19 protein-coding genes and 1 pseudogene are annotated in these 22673 nt (G+C 65.8%); 8 read left to right on the top strand and 12 right to left on the bottom strand.

Annotated elements, in window-relative coordinates; translation table 11 throughout:
* Positions 1 to 2 precede the first annotated feature (2 nt).
* The 4 genes and pseudogenes from zapE to pcaQ all read right to left on the bottom strand — a co-directional run bounded on the left by zapE (position 3) and on the right by pcaQ (position 3447).
* Positions 3 to 1097: a cell division protein ZapE gene (gene zapE, locus PSTAB_RS05785; protein WP_013982099.1), complete on the bottom strand. Its 1095-nt coding sequence runs from the start codon at positions 1095 to 1097 to the stop codon at positions 3 to 5.
* Positions 1087 to 1692, bottom strand: a complete 606-nt coding sequence (gene pcaG, locus PSTAB_RS05780; protein ID WP_013982098.1) for a protocatechuate 3,4-dioxygenase subunit alpha — start codon at positions 1690 to 1692, stop codon at positions 1087 to 1089. Before pcaG ends, zapE begins: the two co-directional genes overlap by 11 nt.
* Positions 1693 to 1704: 12 nt before the next feature.
* Entirely contained in the window at positions 1705 to 2424 is a 720-nt protein-coding gene (gene pcaH / locus PSTAB_RS05775) for a protocatechuate 3,4-dioxygenase subunit beta (protein WP_013982097.1), read from the bottom strand.
* Positions 2425 to 2533: 109 nt separating this feature from the next.
* Positions 2534 to 3447: pseudogene (gene pcaQ, locus PSTAB_RS05770) on the bottom strand (pca operon transcription factor PcaQ).
* A 135-nt stretch (positions 3448 to 3582) separates the two neighbouring features.
* On the opposite strand from pcaQ, the gene PSTAB_RS05765 reads away from it, so the two are divergent.
* Positions 3583 to 4398, top strand: a complete 816-nt coding sequence (locus tag PSTAB_RS05765) for a DUF1206 domain-containing protein (RefSeq protein WP_013982096.1) — start codon at positions 3583 to 3585, stop codon at positions 4396 to 4398.
* Positions 4399 to 4561: 163 nt separating this feature from the next.
* Here the strand turns inward: PSTAB_RS05765 and putP (PSTAB_RS05760) are convergent, their stop codons facing one another.
* Together putP (PSTAB_RS05760) and PSTAB_RS05755 are read right to left on the bottom strand one after the other, a co-directional pair.
* Positions 4562 to 6046: a sodium/proline symporter PutP gene (gene putP / locus PSTAB_RS05760; protein WP_013982095.1), complete on the bottom strand. Its 1485-nt coding sequence runs from the start codon at positions 6044 to 6046 to the stop codon at positions 4562 to 4564.
* 194 nt (positions 6047 to 6240) lie between these two features.
* Positions 6241 to 8259, bottom strand: a complete 2019-nt coding sequence (locus tag PSTAB_RS05755; protein ID WP_013982094.1) for a TonB-dependent receptor — start codon at positions 8257 to 8259, stop codon at positions 6241 to 6243.
* Positions 8260 to 8482: 223 nt separating this feature from the next.
* On the opposite strand from PSTAB_RS05755, the gene PSTAB_RS05750 reads away from it, so the two are divergent.
* Positions 8483 to 8707 (top strand): DUF3203 family protein, encoded by a 225-nt coding sequence (locus PSTAB_RS05750; RefSeq protein ID WP_011912425.1) that lies wholly within the window; start codon positions 8483 to 8485, stop codon positions 8705 to 8707.
* A gap of 144 nt (positions 8708 to 8851) precedes the next feature.
* On the opposite strand, the gene putP (PSTAB_RS05745) is transcribed toward PSTAB_RS05750, so the two are convergent.
* The 3 genes from putP (PSTAB_RS05745) to PSTAB_RS05735 all read right to left on the bottom strand — a co-directional run bounded on the left by putP (PSTAB_RS05745) (position 8852) and on the right by PSTAB_RS05735 (position 14778).
* A complete protein-coding gene (gene putP, locus PSTAB_RS05745; protein ID WP_013982093.1) occupies positions 8852 to 10336 on the bottom strand; it encodes a sodium/proline symporter PutP in 1485 nt (494 codons plus the stop codon).
* A 261-nt stretch (positions 10337 to 10597) separates the two neighbouring features.
* A complete protein-coding gene (gene putA, locus PSTAB_RS05740; RefSeq protein ID WP_013982091.1) occupies positions 10598 to 13759 on the bottom strand; it encodes a bifunctional proline dehydrogenase/L-glutamate gamma-semialdehyde dehydrogenase PutA in 3162 nt (1053 codons plus the stop codon).
* A gap of 263 nt (positions 13760 to 14022) precedes the next feature.
* Complete coding sequence (locus PSTAB_RS05735) at positions 14023 to 14778, bottom strand: helix-turn-helix domain-containing protein (protein WP_013982090.1); 756 nt, start codon at positions 14776 to 14778, stop codon at positions 14023 to 14025.
* 156 nt (positions 14779 to 14934) lie between these two features.
* Here PSTAB_RS05735 and lon point away from each other — a divergent pair, with 156 nt between their 5' ends.
* The 4 genes from lon (at position 14935) to cmoB (ending at position 19610) form a co-directional block, all read left to right on the top strand.
* Positions 14935 to 17310: an endopeptidase La gene (gene lon / locus PSTAB_RS05730; protein ID WP_013982089.1), complete on the top strand. Its 2376-nt coding sequence runs from the start codon at positions 14935 to 14937 to the stop codon at positions 17308 to 17310.
* 127 nt (positions 17311 to 17437) lie between these two features.
* Complete coding sequence (locus PSTAB_RS05725) at positions 17438 to 17842, top strand: protease inhibitor I42 family protein (protein ID WP_017245691.1); 405 nt, start codon at positions 17438 to 17440, stop codon at positions 17840 to 17842.
* A gap of 65 nt (positions 17843 to 17907) precedes the next feature.
* Positions 17908 to 18651 (top strand): carboxy-S-adenosyl-L-methionine synthase CmoA, encoded by a 744-nt coding sequence (cmoA, locus tag PSTAB_RS05720; RefSeq protein ID WP_013982088.1) that lies wholly within the window; start codon positions 17908 to 17910, stop codon positions 18649 to 18651.
* Positions 18648 to 19610 (top strand): tRNA 5-methoxyuridine(34)/uridine 5-oxyacetic acid(34) synthase CmoB, encoded by a 963-nt coding sequence (cmoB, locus tag PSTAB_RS05715; protein ID WP_013982087.1) that lies wholly within the window; start codon positions 18648 to 18650, stop codon positions 19608 to 19610. Before cmoA ends, cmoB begins: the two co-directional genes overlap by 4 nt.
* Positions 19611 to 19629: 19 nt before the next feature.
* On the opposite strand, the gene PSTAB_RS05710 is transcribed toward cmoB, so the two are convergent.
* Positions 19630 to 19902 (bottom strand): hypothetical protein, encoded by a 273-nt coding sequence (locus PSTAB_RS05710; protein WP_230387561.1) that lies wholly within the window; start codon positions 19900 to 19902, stop codon positions 19630 to 19632.
* 138 nt (positions 19903 to 20040) lie between these two features.
* Here PSTAB_RS05710 and PSTAB_RS05705 point away from each other — a divergent pair, with 138 nt between their 5' ends.
* Entirely contained in the window at positions 20041 to 20991 is a 951-nt protein-coding gene (locus tag PSTAB_RS05705; protein WP_011912417.1) for a LysR substrate-binding domain-containing protein, read from the top strand.
* On the top strand, positions 20976 to 21182 hold the full coding sequence (locus tag PSTAB_RS05700) for a DUF2905 domain-containing protein (RefSeq protein WP_011912416.1): 207 nt from the start codon (positions 20976 to 20978) through the stop codon (positions 21180 to 21182). The genes PSTAB_RS05705 and PSTAB_RS05700 overlap by 16 nt, the downstream gene beginning before the upstream one ends.
* A 56-nt stretch (positions 21183 to 21238) precedes the next feature.
* On the opposite strand, the gene pdxJ is transcribed toward PSTAB_RS05700, so the two are convergent.
* Both pdxJ and recO read right to left on the bottom strand, forming a co-directional pair.
* Positions 21239 to 21985 (bottom strand): pyridoxine 5'-phosphate synthase, encoded by a 747-nt coding sequence (gene pdxJ, locus PSTAB_RS05695; protein ID WP_013982085.1) that lies wholly within the window; start codon positions 21983 to 21985, stop codon positions 21239 to 21241.
* Positions 21978 to 22667, bottom strand: a complete 690-nt coding sequence (gene recO, locus PSTAB_RS05690; protein WP_013982084.1) for a DNA repair protein RecO — start codon at positions 22665 to 22667, stop codon at positions 21978 to 21980. Before recO ends, pdxJ begins: the two co-directional genes overlap by 8 nt.
* Between the last annotated feature and the right edge of the window lie 6 nt (positions 22668 to 22673).

Genomic DNA, 22673 nt, shown 5'->3' with positions numbered 1-22673 from the left:
CGTCAGGCGGTCGGGGCATCGCCCGGTGGCAGCAAGCGCAACTGCTGCAACCGGCTGCGGGTGCGGGAGAAATCCACGTGGGCGCTTTCGCTCAGCAGCGCCGACAACGGCATGTCGCTCACCAGCAGCAGCCGGTTGCCGTGGTCGTAGAGAATGTCCACCAGGTTGAGAAAGCGCTGTTGCACGTCGATGCCCTGCCCGTCGAGCGGAGGCACCCCGGACAACGCCAGCGCATGGAACTCTTCGGCCAGCCAGAGGAAGTCGGCGCTGGCGCGTGGTTCGCGGCACAGCGTGTCGAAATGCAGCCAGCCGCGCTCCGCCTCGCGGGCCAGCAGCGGCAGCGGACGACGGTTCACCTCCAGCATCAGATCGTGCTCGGCAGCCTCGCTCAGGGGCAGCAGCGCGGCGACCCGGGCGCCCTGCTCCGACTCCGGCGCGACCGCGTAATCTCCCCATCGGTAGTCGCCGCGCAGACGGTAATCCTCACCGCCATCGAGTTGCAGCACCTGGAAGCGCCGCTCGAGCAGCGCGATGGCCGGCTTGAACCGGTCGCGATACAGCGGATTGGGGCACAGCCCGGCCGGTGGATAGTTGGACGTGCACACCAGCCCGACACCGGCATGCACCAGGTGCTGCAGCAGCCGACCGAGCAGCATGGCGTCGCCGATGTCATGCACATGGAATTCGTCGAAGCACAGCAGCCGGCTCTGCCCGGCGATCTCGGCGGCGATCAGCCGCAGCGGATCGGGCTGGCCGGTGATCTCCTGCAGGCGCAGCTGCACCTCGTGGAGAAAGGCATGGAAATGCACGCGGCGCTTGCTCGTCACCGGGGCTGCGGCAAAGAAGGCGTCCATGACGAAGCTCTTGCCGCGGCCGACGCCGCCCCACAGGTAGACCCCGGATGACGGCGCGCGCAACCAGCTGCTGCGGCCACGCAGCCAGCGCTCGAGCCAGCCGGCGAGCTGGTCGATCGCGCGCTGCTGTGCCGGGTCGGCACGGTAGCCACGGGCCTGCAGGGCATCGGCAAACCGTTGCTGGATATGCGGGGCAACCCGCTCGCTGGTTACGCCCGCGACGGCGCTGAGCTCAGAAGTCAAAGAAAACCGTTTCCGCCTCGCCCTGGAGATGAATGTCGAAACGATACGCCAGTTTGCCGTCGACCTCGCAGCGTCGGGCGATCAGGGTCTCGCGCCGATGGGTCCATTCGATCAGGTTCAGCACCGGATCGGCGGCATTGGCCTGCGCCTCATCATCGAAGTAGATGCGCGTGTGCAGGTGGATGTTGATCCCGCGGGCGAACAGCGACACGTTGATGTGCGGCGCCATCGGTATCCCGGCACGGCTCTTCACCACACCCGGCTTGACCGTACGAAGGGTCCACTCGCCGGCATCGAAGGTGGTGGCGGTACGGCCGAAGCTGTTGAACGACTGCTCCGGATCGAAACGCGGCTGATACCGGCCGGAGCTGTCGGCCTGCCAGAACTCGAGAAACGAATCGCGCACCAGATGGCCGCTGCCATCGTAGACGCTGCCCAGCAGCAGGATGTGCTCACCTGGCGCGTCCGTCCTGGCCATCTCGTTCCAGATTTCCTGTTCGCGGGTCGGGTTGCCGGCGGCAGCCGGCGCCAGGCCGATGTGCACATAGGGGCCGGCCGTCTGCGAGCGGGTCTCCGGCAGCAGTTCAACGGGCATGTCAGAGCCTCCTCAGCGGTTCTCGAAATGGGTCTTGCGCTGCCCGCGCAGCACGATGTCGAAGCGATAGGCCAGGCAATCCATGGGATTGGCGTTGCCCATGTCGAGCCTGGCGATCAGCGTCTGCACCGCGGCGGGGTTGGCGATGGTCTTGACGATCGGGCACAGCGGAATCAGCGGGTCGCCTTCGAAATACAGCTGGGTGATCAACCGCGTGGAGATCGACGGGCCGCTGACCGAGACGTGGATGTGCGAGGGCCGCCAGTCGTTCGGCCCGTTGCGCCAGGGATAGGGACCCGGCTTGATCGTGCGAAAGATGTAGTTGCCTTCGCTATCGGTCAGCGTACGACCGACACCGCCGAAGTTCGGGTCGAGCGGCGCCACGTAGCGATCGTTCTTGTGCCGGTAGCGCCCGCCGGCATTGGCCTGCCACATCTCCACCAGGGTGTCGGGGATCGGCTTGCCGTTCTGGTCCATGACCCGCCCGGAGATGATGATCCGCTCGCCGATGGGCAAGCCACCATGGTTGAAGTTGAGCAGCAGATCGTTGTCATGCTCGCCGAACTTCAGGTGCGAGAAATCCGGGCCGGTGGTTTCGGACAGCGATGCGGGGATGCTGATCAGCGCCTGACGTGGCGACCGGGCTACGGAGGTCCTGTAGTCGGGCGTCAGCGCCGCCGGATGCCAGGTGCGATCACGGGCGACGAACAGGCGGGTGTCCGGTTCGGACATGGCGGGCTCCTTTCTTGTCGTTGGGCACGAAGCCTCAAGGCGGAGCCAGTGTGCGACAGCCTGCCGCAGGCCGAAACTGAAAAGAACGGTGCAATCCATAACCCAAAGGTTATGGATTGCGGTAAACCGCCGCTGCTTCGCGCAGCGCCTCGCAGCACCACTGCATGGCCAGGGTGGGCGGTAGCGATGGGTTGCTGCAGATGCCCACCGAGCCGCCGGGCTCCTTCAAACCCAGATCCAGCTCCACCAGCTCTCCGCACGCGAGGTCTGGCGCACCGCATCCAGTGGCGCAACCCAGACGGCATCGCTGTCGAGCACGTAGCGACGGCTCAACGCGACGGACAGCGTTTCCAGGCGCCGCGGCGGCGCAGCGATGCCCAGCTGCATGAACAGGCTGTCCGCCGAGCGCCGGATGCTGGTGCCGGCCAGCGGCAGCACCACCGGATAATCGCCCAGCTGCCCGGCGCCGGCGCCTAGCAGTGCATGGTCCGGGCGCACCACCAGCGTCATGGACTCGCTATAGAGGTGCTCGAAACTGAGCCCCTCGATCTGCGGATTGTCGGTGACCCGGCCGATCACCAGGTCCAGCTCGCCGCTGCGCAGCTGGCCCAGCAGGTATGCGCCCGGCCCCGTGGCAACGCTCACCACCAGCGCCGCATGCTGGGCATGCAGCCGACGCACCACATCGGGCAGTAACGCGCTTTCCACCGTGGACAGCACACCCAGGCGCACCATGCCGGCCTCATGCTCGCCCGCTCGCAGGCTGCGCACGCCTTCACGCAGCGCCTGCACGCTCGGCCCGGCGTAGCGCAGGAAGGCGCTGCCGGCGGCAGTCAGGCGGACGCCGGTCTTGCTGCGCTCGAACAGGCTGGTGCCAAGTAGCGCCTCGAGTTCCTTCAAGGTCTTGGAGATCGCTGGCTGGCTCACCGCGAGCGTTTCGGCGGCGCGCGCCAGACTGCCCTGCCGGGATATTTCCAGAAAGCAGAGCAGATGACGGTACTTGATTCGGTTATCGATGTTCACCGGAGCCCCCGTTGGCGGTGCCGGTCGATTGTAGCCTCAGCGGGTCACGGCGCTGTGCATCCATATCGCAGCAGGCTCGAACCGAGACGCAAAGAGGGCATCTACTGAAGGGTGGACGGCCTACGGAGGAAAACGATGAACGTGACCCGCGGAGTGGTCTGGCTGGCGCGCAGCGGCTATGCAGCGCGTGGCCTGGTGTATGTGATCGTCGGATTCTTCGCCGTCATGGCCGCACTGGGCTCGGGAGACACCGTGGACACCCGCGGCGCCGTGCAGCAGCTGCTCGGGCAGCCCTTCGGTGCCGTGCTGCTCTGGCTGGTGGTGATCGGCCTGCTGGCCCATGTGGCTTGGCGCCTGACACAAGGCATCGGCGATACCGACCGGCACGGCCGCGATGCCAAGGGCCTGCTGGTACGCACCGGTCTGGTCAGCAGCGGTGTGGTGAATCTGTTGCTCGCGCTGTTCACCCTGAGCCTGCTGGTGAGCGGCCTGGACCGTTTCGCCGAGGGCGGCGGCGGTTCCGGAAGCGACAGCACCGACAGCCTGATGCGGCTGCTGGGCCTGGAACATTCGCACTGGCTGATCTGGGCGATCGCGCTGATCCCGCTCGGCGTCGGCATCGCCCACCTGATCAAGGCATGGCGCGCGCATTTCGAGCGCTACTTCCAGTGCGACGAGGGCACCATGCGCCTGGTTCGACCCGTCTCGCGTATCGGCCTGGCTGCACGTGGCTGTTCCTTTCTGATCATTGCCGGGCTGCTGTTCATGGGTGGCAGCCGTTACGAACCGACCGACCCACCCGGCCTCAAGGAAGCGCTGGAAGCGCTGCAGGGCATGCCTGCCGGTGGCGCGCTGCTGCTGGCAATCGGCGTCGGCCTGCTGGCCTTCGCCGTGTACAGCTTCGCCGAAGCGCGCTGGCGGCGGATCGATTTGTCCGAGGTGATGGATTGAGCAGATTGGCGAAGGGCCGGGCGGGATGCCTTACGCCTTGAATCGGATCGACCGTAGCGGTGGGCTGAAGCCCACCCTACGCAGGATTGGCATGACGGTTGTGCACGTCCGCTTTTTGTAGGGTGGGCTTCAGCCCACCACGCGCGCGCACCCACTCCGGTCATCAACCGGCGTGGTAGTCCGCATCCGCCTCCTCGAAGCGCTTGACGATACTCGGCGCCGGCTCGGCGCCCAGCTTGCTCACCACCACGATGGCAATACTGGCGAGGATGAAACCCGGGATGATTTCGTACAGGCCCAGGCCGATGAACTCCTTCCACACCACCACGGTGACCGCGCCCACCAGCATGCCGGCCAGCGCGCCGTTGCGCGTCATGCGCTTCCACAGCAGCGAGATCAGCACCACCGGACCGAACGCTGCACCGAAGCCGGCCCAGGCATAGGACACCAGGCCCAGCACCTTGCTCTCGGGGTTGGAGGCGATGCCGATGGCGATCAGGGCGATCAGCAGCACCATGCCGCGGCCGACCCACACCAGTTCGGTCTGCGAGGCGTGCTTGCGCAGCATGGCCTTGTAGAAGTCCTGGGTCAGCGCACTGGAGCTGACCAAGAGCTGCGCACTGAGGGTGCTCATCACCGCCGCCAGCACGCCGGAGAGGATGATGCCGGCCACCCAGGGGTTGAACAGGATCTTCACCAGCTCCATGAACACCCGCTCGCCGTTCTGGCTCACCGCACCGGCCTGGTCCGGGTGATCGGCGAAGTAGGCGATGCCGAGGAAACCCACCGCCACGGCACCGGCCAGCGTCAGGATCATCCAGGTCATGCCGATGCGACGGGCGTTGGGAATGGTCTTGATCGAGTCGGCGGCCATGAAGCGCACCAGGATGTGCGGCTGGCCGAAGTAGCCCAGGCCCCAGGCCAGCAGCGAGATGATGGCGACGAAGGACAGCCCGCGGAACATGTCGAAGTTGGCCGGGTTCTGCGCCTCGATGGTGGCCATCACGGTGCCCATGTCACCGAGGGCGAGGATGACGAACAGCGGCGTGATCAGCAGCGCGAAGATCATCAGCGCGGCCTGCACGGTGTCGGTCCAGCTCACCGCCAGGAAGCCGCCGATGAACACATAAAGGATGGTCGCCGCAGCGCCGACCCACAGTGCGTATTCGTAGGGCATGCCGAAGGTGGACTCGAACAGCCGCGCGCCGGCCACCACGCCCGAGGCGCAGTAGATAGTGAAGAACACCAGGATCACCAGCGCGGAGAAGATCCGCAGCATGCGGCTCTCGTCCTCGAAGCGGTGCGAGAAATAGTCCGGCAGGGTCAGCGCGTTGTGGTTGTGCTCGGTGTGCACGCGCAGGCGACCGGCAACGAACAGCCAGTTGAGCCAGGCGCCGATGATCAGGCCGATGGCGATCCAGCTTTCCGACAGGCCGGCGACGAAGATCGCGCCGGGCAGGCCCATCAGCAGCCAGCCGCTCATGTCCGAGGCGCCCGCCGACAACGCGGTGACGAAGCTACCGAGGCTGCGCCCGCCGAGGATGTAGTCAGAGAAGTTCTTGGTGGCACGGTAGGCGATGAAGCCGATCAGGATCATCGCGGCGATGTAGACCACGAAAGTGATCAGAGTGGGGGTGCTGACGTTCATGGGACTTGTTTTCCTTGTGTGTCCTGACGCTCCGCCCGCCGAGCCCGGCCGCGGAACCATCGAGGGGCGCAAGGATAGCGCGTCGCCCGCCTGCGTGCGCGTGACCGCCAGGTTCTCCAGGAGCGCAGCGCCGCCGCTATAACGAAAAAGGGCCGGCAAACGGTGCCAGCCCTTTTGGCGCAATCACCGTGTCGTCAGAACGCCAGGCGCACGCCTACGGTCAGGTTGCGACCGGGCAACAGCACCTCATCCTTGATGAACGAGGTGTGCTGACGGGCCTTCTCGTCCAGCAGGTTGTTCGCCTTGAGATAGAGCAGGTAGTCGGTCTGGCTCAGCGAGCCGCTGTAGCCGAGGCTGGCACCGAGCATGTTGTAGCCGCCCGTTTCTGTTTCGTAGTCGGCCAGGTCGTCCTGACGCTGCACGCGATAGAACTCCAGTTGACCATTGAGCGCCGGGGTAAAGCTCTGGTCCAGCCGCACGCCGAGGCGATCGGCGGGAATGCGCGGCAGGTCGCCACCGTTCCCGCGAAGCTTGCCGCGCACGTGGTCGCCGAACAGAGTGAACGCGGTGGCGTCGGTGGCCTGGAAGCGCACCTCCCCTTCCGCGCCGGTGAGCACGGCGTCCTGCTGACGGTATTCGATCTCGCGGTAACCGCCGCCGATGTCGTTGCCGGTGTCGGCGGCATAGATGAAGTCATCCACCTCGTTGCGGAAAACGCTGAGGCTGAAGGTGGTACGGCCGGCGAACTTGCGCAGGGTGACCTCGGCGTTGTGGGAGGTTTCCTCTTTCAGGTCGACGTTACCCAGCTCGACGGTGCGGGTCGCCGCATGCGGGCCGTTGGCGTAGAGCTCCTCGGCACTGGGCAGGCGCTGCGAACGGGTCAGCGAGAAGCCCAGCGAGTACTGCGGAGCGAAGGTCCAGACCGCGCCGGCGGACATCGAAGTGCCACTGTGGTCGGTATCCGGGCGGCCATCGGCATCGATGTCCTGCCATTCGTGACGCAGGCCGAGTTCGTAGCGCCAGGCGCCGGCGGTGTATTCCTCCAGCAGGAACAGACCGTGGTTGCGGGTCAGCGTCTGCGGCACGTAGGCCTCCTCGCCGAGGGCTTCGAAGTCGCGACGCAGGGTCTGTGCCCCGAGCACGCCGCGCCAGCCGAACAGCGGCTGATGGGTCAGCTCCAGGCGGGCATCGGTGGCGTCGTTGTTGAAGCGAGTGCCCACTTCCCCGCCTTCGATCTCCTTGTGCTGGTAATCGCTGTGGCCGACACGCAGCCGTGCCAGTTCAAAGCCCGGCAGCGGATCGCTCAGCTCGCCGCGCAGATCCCAGCGCTTCTGCCGCATGTCGACGTAGGGCACGCTGCCGTGTTCATGGTCGTGATCATGGTCGTCGTCATCGTCATCGTGGCCGCCGCAATGCCAGTCGCTGCCGTGGGTGTGGCAATCGGCGTGCTCGTGGGCCAGCAGCCCGTAGCGGTTGTTCTGCTCACCGTAGGCGGCGCCGATATAGCCACGCTCGCCTATGAAGCTGGCGCCCAGGTTGAAGCTGTCGGTGTCGTTGTAGGAGCCTTCCTGCTTGTTCGGCGAGCCGAGGATTTCATAGGGGTCGGCCTGACGCTTGGTACCCTCGGCGCGGACGGCGAAGTTGCCGCTGCCGGCAGTGATACCGAACACCCCGGCACCTTCGTTGGCGGCGCTGTTGGCGCGTAGCTCCAGCTCGCCTTCGTAGCCCTTCTCCGGGACGCGGGTGGGTATCTTCTTGTCGATCACGTTGACTACCCCGCCGATGGCGCCGCCACCGTAGAGCAGGGTCGCCGGCCCCTTGAGCACCTCGATGCGCTCGGCCAGCAAGGGCTCGCTGGTCACCGCGTGGTCGGGGCTGATGGTGGAAGCGTCGAGCAGCTCGACGCCATCGCTCAGCACCTTGACCCGGGCGCCATCCAACCCTCGGATCACCGGACGTGCCGCGCCGGCGCCGAAGCTGCTGGAGCGCACGCCCGGCAAGCTTTCCAGGGTTTCGCCCAGTGTCGCTTCACGGCGCAGCACCAGCTCATCGTTTTCCATCACGGCGACCGGGGTGGTCATCTCATGGCTCTGCTTGGCCAGGCCGCTGGCGCTGACCACGACGGATTGCAGTTCGACCGGATCGGCGGCCCAGGCAGCCGGAACCAGAGCCAGGCTGATCGCCCAGGCCAGGGGATGACGCTTCAGTTTCATGTGATTCTCCAGACAGTGGCGGTTGCCTTCCGAGGCAACCGAAGAGGCTGTGCGCCGGCATCGGGACACGAGCACCGGCATGCGGGGCGAGAATCTAACATGTTATATCGTAACATTTCAGTCTGTTTTTCCTGGCAGGCACAACCGATGCCACTCGTACGTGGTCCAAACGAAGAGGCCGTGCGAGCCGCGTGCGGCTCTGGATTGCTTCGGGAGGTAGATCATGACCGTCGACATCGACACCACCACCGGCACCTGCTGCGTGGTCATCAACGGCAACACGCACCGCAGCGCCCTGATGGACGTGCGCATCACCACCGATCCAGAGGCACGCATGTCGGTGATGAACATCGACGGCACCAGCATCCATGTGCCGGAGGACGAAGCCGAACATCTGATCGCCGCCGGCGCGGTGGACGATCGCTCCAATCTGGTGGCGGACGACTAGGCTCAGGCCAGAAAACAAAAACCCCGGCTAGCCGGGGTTTTCGCCATTTGGTGTGCGAGTCGGTGGCGACCATCCGGGCGGGCTCAAATGGGGCCTGCCTTGCCATCCTCTATTCGCGCAGCGAGCGCGCACCCGCTCCGGTCATCAACCGGCGTGGTAATCCGCATCCGCCTCTTCAAAGCGCTTGACGATGCTCGGCGCCGGCTCGGCGCCCAGCTTGCTCACCACCACGATGGCGATGCTGGCGAGGATGAAGCCCGGGATGATTTCGTACAGGCCCAGGCCGATGAACTCCTTCCACACCACCACGGTGACCGCCCCCACCAGCATGCCGGCCAGCGCGCCGTTGCGCGTCATGCGCTTCCACAGCAGCGAGATCAGCACCACCGGACCGAACGCTGCACCGAAGCCGGCCCAGGCATAGGACACCAAGCCCAGCACCTTGCTCTCCGGGTTGGAGGCGATGCCGATGGCGATCAGGGCGATCAGCAGCACCATGCCGCGGCCGACCCACACCAGTTCGGTCTGCGAGGCATGCTTGCGCAGCATGGCCTTGTAGAAGTCCTGGGTCAGCGCGCTGGAGCTGACCAAGAGTTGCGCACTGAGGGTGCTCATCACCGCCGCCAGCACGCCAGAGAGAATGATGCCGGCCACCCAGGGGTTGAACAGGATCTTCACCAGCTCCATGAACACCCGCTCGCCGTTCTGGCTCACCGCACCGGCCTGGTCCGGGTGATCGGCGAAGTAGGCGATGCCGAGGAAACCCACCGCCACGGCACCGGCCAGCGTCAGGATCATCCAGGTCATGCCGATGCGACGGGCGTTGGGAATGGTCTTGATCGAGTCGGCGGCCATGAAGCGCACCAGGATGTGCGGCTGGCCGAAATAGCCCAGGCCCCACGCCAACAGCGAAATGATCGCGACAAAGGACAGCCCGCGGAACATGTCGAAGTTGGCCGGGTTCTGCGCCTCGATGGTGGCCATCACGGTGCCCATGTCACCGAGGGCGAGGATGACGAACAGCGGCGTGATCAGCAGCGCGAAGATCATCAGCGTGGCCTGCACGGTGTCGGTCCAGCTCACCGCCAGGAAGCCGCCGATGAACACGTAAAGGATGGTCGCCGCAGCGCCGACCCACAGTGCGTATTCGTAGGGCATGCCGAAGGTGGACTCGAACAGCCGCGCGCCCGCCACCACACCCGAGGCGCAGTAGATGGTGAAGAACACCAGGATCACCAGTGCGGAGAAGATCCGCAGCATGCGGCTCTCGTCCTCGAAGCGGTGCGAGAAATAGTCCGGCAGGGTCAGCGCGTTGTGGTTGTGCTCGGTGTGCACGCGCAGGCGACCGGCAACGAACAGCCAGTTGAGCCAGGCGCCGATGATCAGGCCGATGGCGATCCAGCTTTCCGACAGGCCGGCAACGAAGATCGCGCCGGGCAGGCCCATCAGCAGCCAGCCGCTCATGTCCGAGGCGCCCGCCGACAACGCGGTGACGAAGCTGCCGAGGCTGCGCCCGCCGAGGATGTAGTCGGAGAAGTTCTTGGTGGCACGGTAGGCGATGAAGCCGATCAGGATCATCGCGGCGATGTAGATCAGAAAGGTGATCAGTGTGGGTGTACTGACGCTCATTGTGAATCCCTCGTTAGTTGTTGTTCGGCGGAGCGCGAGCGAACTCACGCGCCGCCTTGGCAGAGGGCGATGGCGAATGCGGCCATCACCGGCGACAGGCCCAAACCGGGCCCGTCAGTGGCGGAAGAGCGTCCGCCAACTGTCCAATTTGTTGTTGTATGCCAGCTGCCGGGACAGCCGGGTTGATGTCATGCGCGGGTTGCGGCCGAAGCCAGCCCCCGCGGTTACACGCCGACGCCCCTGCGGGCGTCAACAACCCGCTCAGTCGTCGCCGAGCGACAGCAGCGAGGCGTTGCCGCCCACCGCCGTGGTGTTGGTGGAGGTGGTGCGCTCGTTGGCGAAGCGCAGCAGGTAGCTCGGGCCGCCCGCCTTCGGGCCGGTGCCGGACAGGCCACAGCCACCGAACGGCTGCACGCCCACCACCGCACCGATCTGGTTGCGGTTGACGTAAAGGTTGCCGACCCGCGCCAGACGCTCGATGCGTTCGGCGGTTTCCTCGTTGCGGCTGTGCACACCGAGCGTCAGGCCGTAGCCGGTGCCATTGATCGCCGCGACGACCTTTTCCAGGTCCGCCGCGTCGTAGCGCGCCACATGCAGCACGGGGCCGAAATGCTCCTTCTTCAGCTGGTGGATGCCGTCGATCTCGAAGGCCACCGGCGCCACGAAATGGCCGTTGAGCCCCTCCGGCAATCGGGCTTCGGCGATCAAGCGCCCTTCGCTCTTGAGCTGCTGGATATGCGCCAGCAGGCCTTCGCGCGCCTCCTGATCGATCACCGGGCCGATGTCGTTCTCGCGCAGATGGGTCGGCCCCACCCGCAGCTCGGCCATGGCACCCTTGAGCAGCTCGATCACGCGGTCGGCGATATCACGCTGCACGTAAAGCACGCGCAACGCCGAGCAACGCTGGCCGGCACTGGTGAAGGCCGAACCGACCGCGTCCTTGATCACCTGCTCGGGCAGCGCCGTGGAGTCGACGATCATTGCGTTCTGTCCGCCGGTCTCGGCGATCAGCGTGGCGATCGGGCCCTCGTTCTCGGCCAGCTGGCGATTGATGATGCGCGCCGTGTCGGTGGAACCGGTGAAGCACACGCCGACCACCCGCGGATCGCGACAGAACACGCCGCCCAGGGTGGCGCCGTCGCCCGGCAGGAAGGCGATCGCCTCCTTCGGCAGGCCGGCTTCGAACATCAGCTCCAGCGCACGGGCGGCGATCAGGCTGGTCTGCTCGGCCGGCTTGGCCAGCACGGTGTTGCCGGCCACCAGTGCCGCGCTGATCTGGCCGAGGTAGATGGCCAGCGGGAAGTTCCACGGGCTGACGCAGACGAACACGCCGCGGCCTTCATGGAACAGCTCGTTGCGCTCGCCGGTCGGGCCTTTCAGCTCTTCGCGGCCGAGCTTCAGGCGTGCCTGCTGGGCGTAGTAGCGGCAGAAATCCACCGCCTCGCGCACCTCGTCGATGCCATCCTGCAGCGACTTGCCGGCTTCCACCGTACACAGCGCCATCAGCTCGGCACGGTGTTTTTCCAGCAGATCGCCGAGACGCTCGAGCACCGCCGCGCGGCTCTCCACGGGCGTCGCGTTCCAGGTCGGCCAGTAGGCGGCCAGCCGCTCGACCGCCTGGCGTGCCTGCTCGGCGCTGGCGAACTGGGCCTGGCCGACGACCTTGTTCAGGTCATAGGGGCAGCGTACCTCGGACGGCGTACCGGCCAGGGTCTGCCCGCCGATCACCGGCGCGGCCTGCCATTGACGATCGAGGAAAGGTTGATAGGCGCTGGCCAGTTCGTTCCATTCTTGTTGGATGTTCATGTTGATCCCTTGGGAGTTCTTGCGATTGCCGTACAAGGCCGGCGGCAGCGGAATGCGCGGGTTGCCCAGCGCGGCGAACCTGCGCAGCTGGCTAACCGGGTGATCGATCAGCGACTCGACCGGCACGCGCGGATCGACCAGCTGATGGACGAAGGACGAGTTGGCACCGTTCTCCAGCAGGCGGCGCACCAGATAGGGCAGCAGGTCCTTGTGGGCGCCGACCGGCGCATAGATGCGCACGTGCTTGCGGTACTTCTCGATCACCGTGTCGTACAGCGCATCGCCCATGCCGTGCAGGCGCTGAAACTCGAATTCGCGCGGCTGCGCCGCCCGCTCGGCCATGTCCAGGATGCAGCTGACGGTATGCGCGTTGTGGCTGGCGAACTGTGGGTAGATCACGCCGCGGGTGTGCTCGGAGAGCAGGTAGCGGGCGCAGGCGAGGTAAGACGTATCGGTGCCTTCCTTGCGGGTATAGACCGGGTAACCGTCCAGCCCCTGGACCTGGCACTGCTTGATCTCGCTGTCCCAGTAGGCGCCCTTGACCAGGCGCAGCGGAATGCGCGCGTCCAGCTCGCGGCCCAGCAGTGTCAGCCAGACAAGCACCGGCAGGCAGCGCTTGGAATAGGCCTGGATGACCAGGCCGAACTCGCCCCAGCCGGCGATAGCCGGATCACGCATGAGCTTCTCGAACAGTTCGAGCGACAGCTCCAGGCGGTCGGCCTCCTCGGCATCGATAGTGATACCGACATCCAGGCGGCGGGCCAGGATGGCTAGCTCGCGGACGCTGGCGAACAGCTCGTTGAGCACCCGCTCGCGCTGAGCGACTTCGTAGCGCGGGTGCAGCGCCGACAGCTTGATCGACACCGAAGGTCGTGGCCCCGGCCCGACCTGCGGCTCGGCGCCCACGGTTTCCACGGCCTGGCGGTAGTCGGCCATGTACTTTGCGGCGTCTTCAGCGGTCAGCGCGGCCTCGCCGAGCATGTCGAAGGAATAGGTGTAGCCCTTCTCCCGCTCCGGTCGGCCGTTCTTAAGGGCTTCTGCGATGGTGCGACCGAGCACGAACTGCTTGCCCATCAGCTTCATGGCCTGGTTCATCGCGGCGCGGATCACTGGCTCGCCGGAGCGTTTGAGCAGGCGGCCGATGACGTTCTTCGGCCGGCCGTCGGCAGTCTCCGGATCGACCACCTTGCCGGTCATCACCAGGCCCCAGGCAGCGAAGTTGACCAACACGTTGTCGCTCTGGCCCAGGTGGCGCTCCCATTCGGCGGCGTTGAGCTTGTCGCGGATCAGCGCATCGGCGGTCGCCGCGTCCGGTACGCGCAGCAGCGCTTCGGCCAGGCACATCAGCATCAGCCCTTCCTGGGTATCGAGGCTGTACTGGCGCAGCAGGGCATCAAGGGTGTCGACCGCGTTGTCACGAGCGCGCACGGCTTCGATCAGCGTGCGCGCTCGTTCGCGAATGGCGGCGATGCCCGCCTCGCCCGGATCGGCGAGCTGCAGCAGTTCAGTGAGATAGGCCGCCTCGTCAACGCTGTAGTTGGCGCTGATGGCGGGAAAGAATTCTGCTGCTGTCTGGTTGGCGAAGGCGCCATCCAGCACGTGACCGGCCTTGAACATGCGCCGCTCCTCTTTTGAGTTGTGTCTGCTTATAGGTCTAGTCCACGGCCGGGCTGATGATGCAGCACAAGACGATGAGCCAGGTCGGGAAGCGGAATGTAGGGTCAGCGCGTCGAGCCGTTCTTACGCAAAACTACGGAAGTTTTGCGAAAAACTCCGATAGGGGAAGGCGGAAAAGCTGTGGTAACAAAAGCGCACCAGGATGGCGCAGGAATATCTGCGTAATCTCTGTCCGGCGCGAAAACAGGGCGATCCAGGGCCGATCAGCAATCCGACTTGCGCAGCCCGCGAGGGGTCAGGCCGAGGTAGCGGCGGGTGGCCGTGGTCAGTGCACTCTGGCTGGAGAAGCCGCACTCCTCGGCGATGCGCACCAAGGGCAGCGGCGTCTCGCGCAGCAGGCGCGCGGCGCGATCGAGGCGGGCCTTGAGCAGGTACTGGTGCGGGGTGAGGCCGACGCTGTCCTTGAACTGGGCGTGAAAATGGCTGGGGCTCAGGCAGACCACCTGGGCCAGCTCGGCGACCGTGATGCGCCGCGCCAGATTGCTCTGGATGTGGCTGTCCAGTCGCTGCAGATCCAGCGGGCCGGCCGGACGCTGCTGGGCTTCGCCGAACAGCCGCAGGTGCAATGCCCGTAACAGCACGCCACCCAGCGCGCGGGCCAGCAGCGGATCGCTGCCGTAGCGCGCCAGCTCGGCACCGGCGTACGCCAACAGGTTCTGGAAGTCGGCATCCAGCGCCGGATAGCGCGGCGCCTCGAACAGGCGCGCCAGCAGTTCGGGATCTTCGGTGCCGACTTCCTGCTCGTCCAGGTCGATGATCAGCATGCGGTTGTCGCCCATGCCGGCGAAACCATGATCGGCATCCCCCGGCACCAGGCAGGCGCGCATCCGGCACACCTCCCCGCCCGAGCCGTTGACCTCGAATTCCGCACGACCGGCCAGCGACATCACCAACTGGTGATAGTCGTGGGCGTGCTGGTGAGTCTGGTCATCCAGGCGAAGCAGACGGGCATTGAGCATGTGGGCACCTGAGGTTGGCAGCCGTCGCCGTTGATGAAAGACGCCGGCCAGTGCGCACTCTACCTAACGCCGGGGAAGGTGCCCACCCCGCGGCCGGGATTGAAATCATCCGGGGCACTACCCATCTAAGGAGCACGTATTCGCAACGGGTGCCGCATGAACGACGACATCAATCAGGATCAGGAAATCATCTCCAACGGCCTCGTGCTGCCTGACCAGCAGCAGCCGGACAAGCTCTACATCATCCCGGTGCACAACCGGCCGTTCTTCCCGGCTCAGGTGTTGCCGGTCATTGTCAATGAAGACCCCTGGGCCGAGACCCTGGAGCGCGTGGCCAAGACGCCGCACCAGCGGGTGGCGTTGTTCTTCGTCGACTCGCCGGTGCTGGACATGGCCACCTTCGACCCGGACAGCCTGCCGGAACATGGCACCATGGTCCGCGTACACCACGCCTCGCAGGAGGGTGGCAAGCTGCAGTTCGTCGCCCAGGGCCTGGCGCGGGTGCGCATCCGCGGCTGGCTGCGGCGCAAGCCGCCGTATCTGGTGGAAGTCGATTACCCGAAGAGCGACGAGGACCCGCGCGACGAGGTCAAGGCCTACGGCATGGCGCTGATCAACGCGATCAAGGAGCTCTTGCCACTCAATCCGCTGTACAGCGAGGAGCTGAAGAACTACCTCAATCGCTTCAGCCCCAACGACCCGTCGCCGCTGACCGACTTCGCCGCCGCGCTGACCACCGCGCCGGGCGCCGAACTGCAGGAAGTACTGGACACCGTGCCGGTCTTGAAGCGTATGGAAAAGGTGCTGCCGCTGCTGCGCAAGGAAGTCGAGGTCGGCAAGCTGCAGAAGGAGCTCACCGGCGAGGTCAATCGCAAGATCGGCGAGCGCCAGCGCGAGTTCTTCCTCAAGGAACAGCTGAAGATCATCCAGCGCGAGCTGGGCATCACCAAGGACGACAAAAGCGCCGACGCCGACGAGTTCCGCGCGCGCCTGGAAGGCAAGGTGGTGCCACCGGCCGCGCAGAAGCGCATCGACGAGGAACTGAACAAGCTGTCGATCCTCGAGACCGGCTCGCCGGAATACGCCGTCACCCGCAACTACCTGGACTGGGCCACCGCCCTGCCCTGGGGGGTCTACGGCAAGGACAAGCTCGACCTCAAGCGCGCGCGCAAGGTGCTCGACAAGCATCACGCCGGACTCGACGACATCAAGAACCGCATCCTCGAGTTTCTCGCCGTCGGCGCCTTCAAGGGCGAGATCGCCGGTTCCATCGTGCTGCTGGTCGGCCCGCCGGGCGTGGGCAAGACCAGCATCGGCAAGTCCATCGCCGAATCCCTCGGCCGGCCGTTCTACCGTTTCAGCGTCGGCGGCATGCGCGACGAGGCGGAGATCAAGGGCCACCGCCGTACCTACATCGGGGCCCTGCCCGGCAAGCTGGTGCAGGCGCTCAAGGATGTCGAAGTGATGAACCCGGTGATCATGCTCGACGAGATCGACAAGCTCAGCAGCAGCTACCAGGGCGATCCAGCCTCGGCGCTGCTGGAGACCCTCGACCCGGAGCAGAACGTCGAATTTCTCGACCATTACCTGGACCTGCGCCTGGACCTGTCCAAGGTGCTGTTCGTCTGCACGGCCAACACGCTGGACTCGATCCCCGGCCCACTGCTCGACCGCATGGAGGTGATCCGCCTGTCCGGCTATATCGCCGAAGAGAAGCTGGCCATCGCCAAGCGCCACCTGTGGCCGAAGCTGCTGGACAAGACCGGCGTGCCGAAGGAGCGCCTGGCCATCAGCGACAGCGCCTTGAAGGCGGTGATCGAAGGCTATGCCCGCGAGGCTGGTGTACGCCAGCTGGAAAAGCAGCTGGGCAAACTGGTGCGCAAGGCGGTGGTCAAGCTGCTGGAAGATCCGCAAGCGGTGCTGAAGATCACGCCGAAGGATCTCGAAAGCTACCTCGGCAAACCGGTGTTCCGCAGCGAACAGGTGCTCTCCGGCGTCGGCGTGATCACCGGCCTCGCCTGGACCAGCATGGGCGGCGCCACGCTGCCGATCGAGGCGACGCGCATCCATACGCTCAACCGCGGCTTCAAGCTCACCGGCAAGCTCGGCGACGTGATGAAGGAATCGGCGGAGATCGCCTACAGCTTCGTGACCTCGAATCTGAAGACGTTCAAGGGCGATCCGCAGTTCTTCGACCAGGCCTTCGTGCACCTGCACGTGCCGGAAGGCGCGACACCCAAGGACGGCCCCAGCGCCGGCATCACCATGGCCAGCGCACTGCTGTCGCTGGCACGCAACCAGCCGCCGAAGAAGGGCGTGGCCATGACCGGCGAGCTGACCCTGACCGGCCATGTGCTGCCCATCGGCGGGGTACGCGAGAAGGTCATCGCCGCGCGGCGGCAGAAGCTCTTCGAGCTGATCCTGCCGGAAGCCAATCGTGGCGACTTCGACGAGCTGCCGGACTACCTGAAGGAAGGGCTGACGGTGCACTTCGCCAGGCGCTTCGCCGATGTGGCCAAGGTGCTCTTCTAAGTAGAAACAGCCTGCGCGGGCGTACGGTGCGCTTGCACAGCCGCCCTGCGCTCGCCGCACCCCTGACACGTCTGCAGCCGGATGCTTTTGGGCTATCCTTCCGGTTCCATTCCGACTGGTGCCGATCATGCCTTTCGACATCCCTCGCCTGCTGCTACCCACCAGCCTCGCCCTGCTGACCGCCTGCGCCGGCCAAGAGAGCGCACCGCCTTCGAGCGTGGTACTCAGCGACGATCGCCGCTGCCCGCAGAGCCTGCAGAACGGTCAGCAGTTGATCGTCAGCCTGCCGAGCAACCCGACCACCGGCTATCGCTGGATCCTCCACGAGTCGGCCCCGGAGCAGCTGCGCAGTCTTGGGCCTGAAGTGTTCAGCAACCCGAAGGACGACATGATCGGCGGCGACGGGCTCTCTACCTGGCGTTTCGAAGCGCGGCAGGCCGGCAGCGGTCGGCTCTACCTGACCTACCAGCGCCCCTGGGAGGCCGATGGCGAGCCGGCCGGGCTGTTCGATTGTCGGATCGAGGTGCACTGAGGCAGGGCCAGGCAGCCGCTTTCCGCTACAATGCCGCCCCATTTTTCCAACACGCCGCCGCCACCGTGAGTCACGATCCCGACCGTCTGTTCGCCCAGCCCCTAGCCCGTGTCCAGGACTTCGTCTTCAACGAGGACGTGGCACGGGTGTTCCCCGACATGATAAAGCGTTCGGTACCTGGTTACCCGACGATCGTTGAGAATATCGGCGTGATCGCCGCACAGTTCGCTCAGCCTAATACCCGCCTGTACGACCTCGGCTGCTCGCTGGGTGCGGTGACCCAGGCGCTGCGCCGGCATGTGAGTCAGGACAACTGCCAGGTGATTGCCGTGGACAACTCAACCGCCATGGTCGAGCGCTGCCGCGAATACCTGCATGCGCAGGACTCCATGTACCAGGAGCTGTTGCCGGTGGAGGTCATCGAAGCCGACATTCTGGCCCTGGAGTTCCAGTCCAGCTCGCTGGTGGCGCTGAACTTCACCCTGCAGTTCATCGCCCCCGTACAGCGCCCGGCCCTGCTCGGCCGCATTCGTCAGGCACTGGTGCCGGGCGGCGCGCTGATCCTGTCGGAGAAACTGCGATTCGAGGAAGACGAGGAACAGCAGCTGCTGACCGACCTGCACATCGCTTTCAAGCGCGCCAATGGCTACAGCGAACTGGAAATCGCCCAGAAGCGCAGCGCCATCGAGAACGTGATGAAGCCCGATAGCCTGGAAACCCATCGCCAACGCCTGCTCGAGGCCGGCTTTTCCAAGGTCGTACCCTGGTTCCAATGCCTGAATTTCGCTTCGCTGATCGCCCTGCCATGAATCTCGACCTCACTCCCCTCGCCTGGCGCCTGGCCGGCACACCACTCGCTGCCTGGGCCAACGACGTTCAACAGCAACTGGACGCCAAACTGGCCATCGGTCATGGCGATCTGCCGCGCTGGCGCCGGGCCGTCGATGCGCTACCGGCGCTGATGCCGACGCAGATCCAGCTGCGCGAATGTTTCTGCCTCGCGGCCCCCTGCGACGAAGCCACACGCCAGGCCACCCGCGAGGCGCTGATGGGGCTGTCGCCGTGGCGCAAGGGGCCGTTCGAGGTATTCGGCGTGCATGTGGACACCGAATGGCGCTCGGACTGGAAATGGGCCCGGGTCGCGCCGCATCTCGACCTTGCCGGCAAGCGCATCCTCGACGTCGGCTGCGGCAATGGTTACTACATGTGGCGCATGCTCGGCGCCGGTGCTGACAGCGTGGTCGGTGTCGACCCGAACTGGCTGTTCTTCTGCCAGTTCCATGCGATGAAACGTTACCTGCCGGAGCTGCCCGCCTGGCACCTGCCGTTCGCCCTGGAAGAGCTGCCGCCCAAGCTCGAAGGCTTCGAAACGGTATTCTCCATGGGCGTGCTCTACCATCGCCGTTCGCCCGTCGATCACCTGCTCGATCTGAAGGACTGCCTGGTCCGCGGCGGCGAGCTGGTGCTGGAAACGCTGGTGGTCGAGGGCAACGAGAACACCGCGCTGGTACCGGAAGACCGCTACGCACAGATGCGCAACGTCTGGTTCCTGCCCTCGGTGCCGGCGCTGGAGCGCTGGCTGCGACGGGCCGGGTTCCTCGACGTGCGCTGCGTGGACGTCAGCGTGACCAGCGTCGAGGAACAGCGCAGCACCGACTGGATGCGTTACCAGTCGCTACCGGATTTCCTCGACCCTCAGGACCACGGCCGCACCGTCGAAGGGCTGCCGGCCCCCATGCGCGCCGTACTGCTGGCACGCAAGCCCTGAGCATCTCGGCCTGATGATGTCAGGCGCCACGCTTGCGGCGCCGCCCCTCCACGAGTTGCCGCAGCGGCAGGCGCGCCCGTTCGAGCAACTGCTGGCGGCTCAGGTCGCGCTTGGCCAGCTCGGCGTCGTCCAGTCGCAACAACTGCCGATAACGGCTGCGCTGCCGCCACGCCCGGTACCAGTCATGCAGGCTGCGTTGCAGACCGAGCGGCCACATGGCCGGCATGTAGACGTCAGGAATCTGGGGCTCCACTGGCCGCCGTGATCGGATGTTGCGTGGCTCTGTAGACATGCTCACCTCCGTTTCGCTGGCCGTGGGCACGTCATGGATATGGCGGCCACGGGTTCACGAACAGGATGAGCGGACGCCCACTGTTCAAACAAACGACTAATATAAAAGCCTGCGTTCAAGATTATTGAATGGTGGCTCATGCTGGAACCATCCAACCCCGGTACGACTGCCCCGTTGCTGGAAAGCGACGTGCTACGCACCTTTGTCGCCATCGCCGAGAGCGGCAGCTTTACTCGCGCGGCCGGGCAGATCTATCGCAGTACCTCGGCGGTCAGCATGCAGATCAAGCGGCTGGAAGATACCTTGGGCCGCCCGCTGTTCGTCCGTGAGGCTCGTCAGGTGCGCCTCACCCCCGCTGGGGAGACGCTGCTCGGCTACGCGCGGCGCCTGCTCAAGCTCAACGAGGAAGCGATCGCCCATTTTCTGCAGCCGGCATTGCAAGGGCGTGTGCGTTTCGGCACGCCGGCCGATGTCGGCACACGCATCCTGCCCGGCCTGCTGGCGCTGTTCGCCCGCAGCCATCCCGGCGTGGAGGTCGACGTCTCGGTCGCCCGCAGCATCGACATGATCGAACGTATCGATGCCGGCGAACTGGATCTGGCGCTGATCACTACCGGCAATCTCGGGCAGGACGATTCGCGGGGCGAGCCGATCCACAGCGAACCCCTGGTCTGGGCCGGCCGCAGCGGCGGTGTCGCCGCGCTGCGCACGCCGTTGCCACTGGCGCTGGCCAGTCCGGACTGCGCCTGGCGACGGCAGGCCCTGGACGCGCTCGACCGAATCGGGCGCGGCTACCGCATCGCCTACTCGAGCGAGCAGACCTCCGGCCAGGAAGCGGCGATGATCGCCGATCTGGCAATCGCGCCCTACCCGGCGAGCCTGGTCCGCCCGCCCCTGCAGCGGCTGGACGGGCAGTACGGGCTACCGCAACTGGGCGACTATCGGATCAACCTGCTGCGTGGAAGCAATCGCAGCGATGCGGTCGAGGTGTTGGCCGCCCAGGTGATTGCCGCCTTCGCCGAGTACCGCAGCCGTTTTGGCGGCCATCGCCCGGAAGCCAGCGAGGAACCGACATGGCACGCTGGATGATCCTCGCCGGGGCGGTACTGCTCCTGCTCGGCATCGCCTGGCACTACTTCCCCTGGCTGCTGAACTGGTTCGGCCGGCTACCGGGCGACATCCGCATCGAGTCCGAACGCAGCCGGGTGTTCATCCCGATCACCTCGATGGTGATTCTCAGCCTGGTCCTGACCGTGCTGATCAACCTGTTCCGCCGCTGAGCAGCGCCGTCCCCGCGGAGAGAACCGCGAATGGGCCCTTCAGCGGACGGCTTGTCTCACCCTCGCGCTGCGGCGCTGAGGATCAGATGCTTCATTTCCTTGACCGCCTGCTTGAAGCCGACGAACAGCGCATGAGCGACGATGGCGTGACCGATGTTCAGCTCATTGACACCACGGATGGCGGCGATGGCCTCGGCGTTGTGGTAGTGCAGACCATGCCCGGCATTGACGATCAGCCCGTGGCTGAGACCGACCTCGACACCGTCGCGAATCCGCGCCAGTTCGCAGGCACGTTCAGCCACGCTGTGAGCATCGGCATAGCGACCGGTGTGCAGTTCGATGGTCGGCGCACCGACCCGTGCCGCCGCCTCGATCTGCCGCGGATCGGCATCGATGAACAGCGAGACCTCCGCACCGCAGCCGCGCAACCGCTCCACCGCCTCGCGAATGCGCGCCTCCTGGCCGGCGACATCCAGCCCACCCTCTGTGGTCAGCTCCTGGCGGGTTTCCGGCACCAGGCAGACATGCTCCGGCCGCAGCTGCTCGGCAAAGGCCAGCATCGCCTCGGTGACACCCATCTCGAAATTCATCCGCGTCTGCAGGGCGTCCTTCATCATCAGCACATCGCGTTCCTGGATATGTCGACGGTCCTCGCGCAGGTGCACGGTAATGCCGTCCGCGCCTGCCTCTTCGGCGTCCAGCGCGGCCTTGACCGGGTCCGGATAGCGGGTGCCGCGGGCCTGGCGCAGGGTGGCGACATGGTCGACGTTGACACCGAGCAGGATTCGATTGGCTTCAGTCACGCGGGGACTCCTTCAGATTCATGAACAGTTCGCGGCTGACCAGCGGTCGGCCGCCCAGATGCGGAGCCAGAGCCTGGCGCATCAGCCGCTTGGCGGCGGCCAGCGCGCCCGGCACCTGCCAGTCGGCCTCGGCCATCGCGAGAAGTTCCGCGCCATTGAACAGCCCTGGCTGGAATCCCACAACCGGCTCCAGGCCGGCGTCCGGCACCAGCCGATACAGCCGCTGCGCGTCGATCGGCTGACCGGCGATATCGATGTCGAGGGCAAAACCATAGCCCAGCTCGTCGAGCAGTCGCCATTCGAAGGCCCGCAGCAACGGCTCAAGCGGCCGGTGCTCGGCCAGCGCCGGCAGAGTCGCGACGTAATGCTCGAACAGTGCAGGGTGCGCGTCCTCCGCCGGCAGCAGGCGGATCAGCAGCTCGTTGAGGTACATGCCGCTGAACAGCGCCTGGCCATCGAGCCAGTGGGCGGGCCCGGCACTTTCCAGGCGGGCAACGGTCTTCAGTTCGGACTTGCCGCGCAGTTCGACTTCCAGCGATACGAACGGGCGGATCAGGCTGCCGGCCTTGCCCCGCGCCGCACGCATGACGGCGCGCAGCCGCCCCTGCGGAGTGAACAGGTCGACCAGCGCGCTGCTTTCCTTGTACGGACGGCTGTGCAGAACGAATGCAGGCTGGTGCATGGCGGC

Origin of the sequence: Stutzerimonas stutzeri (genome assembly GCF_000219605.1) — a bacterium.
GTDB lineage: Bacteria > Pseudomonadota > Gammaproteobacteria > Pseudomonadales > Pseudomonadaceae > Stutzerimonas > Stutzerimonas stutzeri.
This window is presented reverse-complemented; position numbering and strand designations above follow the sequence as displayed.

Excerpts from the sequence above, each read along its gene's own strand:
- pcaH (WP_013982097.1), bottom strand. The coding sequence starts at position 2,424 with ATGTCCGAACCGGACACCCGCCTGTTCGTCGCCCGTGATCGCACCTGG.
- PSTAB_RS05750 (WP_011912425.1), top strand. The coding sequence starts at position 8,483 with ATGACCGTCGACATCGACACCACCACCGGCACCTGCTGCGTGGTCATC.
- cmoB (WP_013982087.1), top strand. The coding sequence starts at position 18,648 with ATGAATCTCGACCTCACTCCCCTCGCCTGGCGCCTGGCCGGCACACCA.
- PSTAB_RS05735 (WP_013982090.1), bottom strand. The coding sequence starts at position 14,778 with ATGCTCAATGCCCGTCTGCTTCGCCTGGATGACCAGACTCACCAGCAC.
- putP (WP_013982095.1), bottom strand. The coding sequence starts at position 6,046 with ATGAACGTCAGCACCCCCACTCTGATCACTTTCGTGGTCTACATCGCC.
- PSTAB_RS05710 (WP_230387561.1), bottom strand. The coding sequence starts at position 19,902 with ATGTCTACAGAGCCACGCAACATCCGATCACGGCGGCCAGTGGAGCCC.
- pcaG (WP_013982098.1), bottom strand. The coding sequence starts at position 1,692 with ATGCCCGTTGAACTGCTGCCGGAGACCCGCTCGCAGACGGCCGGCCCC.
- PSTAB_RS05725 (WP_017245691.1), top strand. The coding sequence starts at position 17,438 with ATGCCTTTCGACATCCCTCGCCTGCTGCTACCCACCAGCCTCGCCCTG.
- PSTAB_RS05700 (WP_011912416.1), top strand. The coding sequence starts at position 20,976 with ATGGCACGCTGGATGATCCTCGCCGGGGCGGTACTGCTCCTGCTCGGC.
- lon (WP_013982089.1), top strand. The coding sequence starts at position 14,935 with ATGAACGACGACATCAATCAGGATCAGGAAATCATCTCCAACGGCCTC.
- PSTAB_RS05765 (WP_013982096.1), top strand. The coding sequence starts at position 3,583 with ATGAACGTGACCCGCGGAGTGGTCTGGCTGGCGCGCAGCGGCTATGCA.
- PSTAB_RS05705 (WP_011912417.1), top strand. The coding sequence starts at position 20,041 with ATGCTGGAACCATCCAACCCCGGTACGACTGCCCCGTTGCTGGAAAGC.
- putP (WP_013982093.1), bottom strand. The coding sequence starts at position 10,336 with ATGAGCGTCAGTACACCCACACTGATCACCTTTCTGATCTACATCGCC.
- PSTAB_RS05755 (WP_013982094.1), bottom strand. The coding sequence starts at position 8,259 with ATGAAACTGAAGCGTCATCCCCTGGCCTGGGCGATCAGCCTGGCTCTG.
- recO (WP_013982084.1), bottom strand. The coding sequence starts at position 22,667 with ATGCACCAGCCTGCATTCGTTCTGCACAGCCGTCCGTACAAGGAAAGC.
- putA (WP_013982091.1), bottom strand. The coding sequence starts at position 13,759 with ATGTTCAAGGCCGGTCACGTGCTGGATGGCGCCTTCGCCAACCAGACA.